Annotated in this window: 2 protein-coding genes (1 of these 2 cut by a window edge); both read right to left on the reverse strand. The window is 37.0% G+C overall.

Going from position 1 to position 3,779, the window contains the following annotated elements:
• Window positions 1-441, reverse strand: partial view of a PorP/SprF family type IX secretion system membrane protein gene (locus ACKTTQ_RS14485; RefSeq protein ID WP_408049616.1) — the 5' portion only. It extends 411 nt beyond the left edge of the window; only the first 441 of its 852 coding nucleotides appear in the window; it begins with the start codon at window positions 439-441; its stop codon lies off the left edge, out of view.
• A 130-nt stretch (window positions 442-571) separates the two neighbouring features.
• Window positions 572-3,779 (reverse strand): T9SS type B sorting domain-containing protein (locus ACKTTQ_RS14490; protein WP_408049617.1); only part of this gene is annotated, 3,208 nt, incomplete at its 5' end.

The raw sequence follows: 3,779 nt of genomic DNA on the forward strand, positions 1-3,779 counted from the left end.
TTGATTTAATGATCTATCATTTCCATCTCGAAAAACTCCTTTACTCCAGTCTACATTAAAAAAACGCCCTCCTAACTTTAATCCAAATGCTAAATTTCCATCTTCACTTGTTCGAACGGTATAAGAAACATTTGCATCTATATACGTTTCATTAGATGGACCAATTGCATCATTTACCAAATTTATTCCTAATCCAACTCCTGAATATCCTAACGGAGTATCATAACTTAATGTTTGAGTATCTGGCGCTCCATCAATTCCAACCCATTGTGTTCTTGCCAAAACATTGATCATTGTATGTCCTTTTGAACCTACATATGCCGGATTAACACTCATTGTATTAAACATATATTGTGTATACTGAGGATCTTGCTGTCCGCTTACTATACATGAACTTAGCATTAAGATTAGTATGCTGATTACTTTTAATATATTATTCATCCTTACTAATTTCTTTAGATTTATTAACGATTTTTTAAAATTATTTTATTTAAAATTACAGTAAAAAACTACATTGCAAACATTTAAACAAAAAATAGTCTTTTTTATAAAATTTTGCAAATTTATAACATTAATCTCTATTAATATAGATCCACCCCTTTTTAGGTTTTGTACCATTTCCTAAATCAAGAACATAGAAATATGTTCCAGAAGGTAATTTATTGTCTACTTGAATATTTACTCTTCCTGTAGAGGTACCATCCCACTTATTATTATACTGCTTCTTTTTATACACTAAATTACCCCATCTATTAAATATTTCTAATGTATTTGTAGGATAATTTTCTATACAATCAATTATTAAAGTATCATTACTACCATCATCATTGGGTGTAAACTCATTGTAAACACTAACACAGTCATCAATTCCAATAGCGTCTCCAAAAATAGAATCGTTTAAATCTGCACTATCAGCAATTCCATCACCGTCTGAATCTGTTCCACTATCTGGTAAAACTCCTGTTCCTCCACCTTCATTTGGATCAATAACATCTGGGATACCATCAGAGTTCCCATCAGGTAAGTTATCATTATTTCCTGAATCTCCAAATCCTGAATCATCTTCATCTACTTCATCTGAAATTCCATCTCCGTCACTATCTGGGCCATCTACTACTCCATTTCCATCCATATCATCATTTCCACCTTCAGTAATATCATTGATACCATCATCATCACTATCTAAATCTTGATAATCTGGAACTCCATCGCCATCTGTATCAACTGTATCTCCATCTCCTCCAGCTCCTTCTCCGAAATTACTTGAGTCTGAATCTACACTATCTGAAATACCATCGCCATCACTATCTGATCCTCCTGTATCATTTGAATCGATAACACCATCATTGTTCGTATCTAAATCGCCATTTCCATTCTCTATAACATCATTAATTCCGTCATTGTCACTATCTAAATCTTGATAATCTGGTACGCCATCGCCATCTGTATCTGGTTCTTCATCAGTATCTACTGAATTATCTGCCTGACCATCATTATCTGCATCTACATAGCCTGTATCATTTGAATCGATAACTCCATCGCCATTGGTATCTAAATCACCATTTCCGCCTTCATCTACATCTAATATCCCATCATTATCACTATCTAAATCTAAACTATCTGGTATTCCATCGCCATCTGTATCTCCTGTTCCTTCTGCTGTATCTGGAATTCCATCATTATCATCATCTACATCTAAATGATCTGGTATTCCATCACCATCGGTATCAGTTGCATCTCCAAAATTAGTATCATCGCCATCAACACTATCTGATATACCATCGCCATCACTATCTGTTCCACTGTCTGTTACAACTCCTGTTCCTCCACTATCTGGATCTGTTGGATCTGTATCATTTACATCTGTATTTCCTGAATCTCCAAATCCTGAATCATCTTCATCTACTTCATCTGAAATTCCATCACCATCACTATCTGGGCCATCTACTACTCCATTTCCATCTTCATCATCATTTCCGCCTTCAGTGATATCGTTTATTCCATCATCATCACTGTCTAAATCTTGGTAATCTGGAACTCCATCTCCATCGGTATCAACTGTATCTCCTTCTCCTCCAGCTCCTTCTCCGAAATTACTTGAATCTGAATCTACACTATCTGAAATACCATCGCCATCACTATCTGATCCTCCAGTATCATTTGAATCGATAACACCATCATTGTTCGTGTCTAAATCACCATTTCCATTCTCTATAACATCATTGATCCCGTCATTGTCACTATCTAAATCTTGATAATCTGGTACGCCATCGCCATCGGTATCTGGTTCTTCATCAGTATCTACTGAATCATCTGCTTGACCATCATTGTCTGCATCTACATATCCTGTATCATTTGAATCGATAACTCCATCGCCATTGGTATCTAAATCACCATTTCCGCCTTCATCTACATCTAATATCCCATCATTATCACTATCTAAATCTAAACTATCTGGTATTCCATCGCCATCGGTATCTCCTGTTCCTTCTGCTGTATCTGGAATTCCATCATTATCATCATCTACATCTAGATGATCTGGAATTCCATCACCATCGGTATCAGTTGCATCTCCAAAATTAGTATCATCGCCATCAACACTATCTGATATACCATCGCCATCACTATCTGTTCCACTGTCTGTTACAACTCCTGTTCCTCCACTATCTGGATCCGTTGGATCTGTATCGTTTACATCTGTATTTCCTGAATCTCCAAATCCTGAATCGTCTTCATCTACTTCATCTGAAATACCATCACCATCACTATCTGGGCCATCTACTACTCCATTTCCATCTGCATCATCATTTCCGCCTTCAGTGATATCGTTTATTCCATCATCATCACTGTCTAAATCTTGATAATCTGGTACGCCATCGCCATCTGTATCAACTGTATCTCCTTCTCCTCCATTTCCTTCTCCGAAATTACTTGAGTCTGAATCTACACTATCTGAAATACCATCGCCATCACTATCTGATCCTCCTGTATCATTTGAATCGATAACACCATCATTGTTCGTATCTAAATCGCCATTTCCATTCTCTATAACATCATTGATCCCATCATTATCACTATCTAAATCTTGATAATCTGGCACGCCATCTCCATCGGTATCTGGTTCTTCATCAGTATCAACTGAATCATCTGCTTGACCATCATTGTCTGTATCTACATATCCTGTATCATTTGAATCGATAACTCCATCGCCATTGGTATCTAAATCACCATTTCCACCTTCATCTACATCTAATATCCCATCATTATCACTATCTAAATCTAAACTATCTGGAATTCCATCGCCATCGGTATCGCCTGTTCCTTCTGCTGTATCTGGTATTCCATCATTATCATCATCTACATCTAAATGATCTGGAATTCCATCACCATCGGTATCAGTTGCATCTCCAAATCCTGAATCATCGCCATCAACACTATCTGATATACCATCGCCATCACTATCTGTTCCACTGTCTGTTACAACTCCTGTTCCTCCACTATCTGGATCCGTTGGATCTGTATCGTTTACATCTGTATTTCCTGAATCTCCAAATCCTGAATCATCTTCATCTACTTCATCTGAAATTCCATCGCCATCACTATCTGGACCATCTACTACTCCATTTCCATCTGCATCATCATTTCCGCCTTCAGTGATATCGTTTATTCCATCATCATCACTGTCTAAATCTTGATAATCTGGTACGCCATCGCCATCTGTATCAACTGTATCTCCTTCTCCTCCATTTCCTTCTCCGAAATTACTTGAATCTGAATCT

This window comes from Tenacibaculum halocynthiae, assembly GCF_964512825.1.
In the GTDB taxonomy this organism is placed as follows: Bacteria; Bacteroidota; Bacteroidia; order Flavobacteriales; family Flavobacteriaceae; genus Polaribacter; species Polaribacter halocynthiae.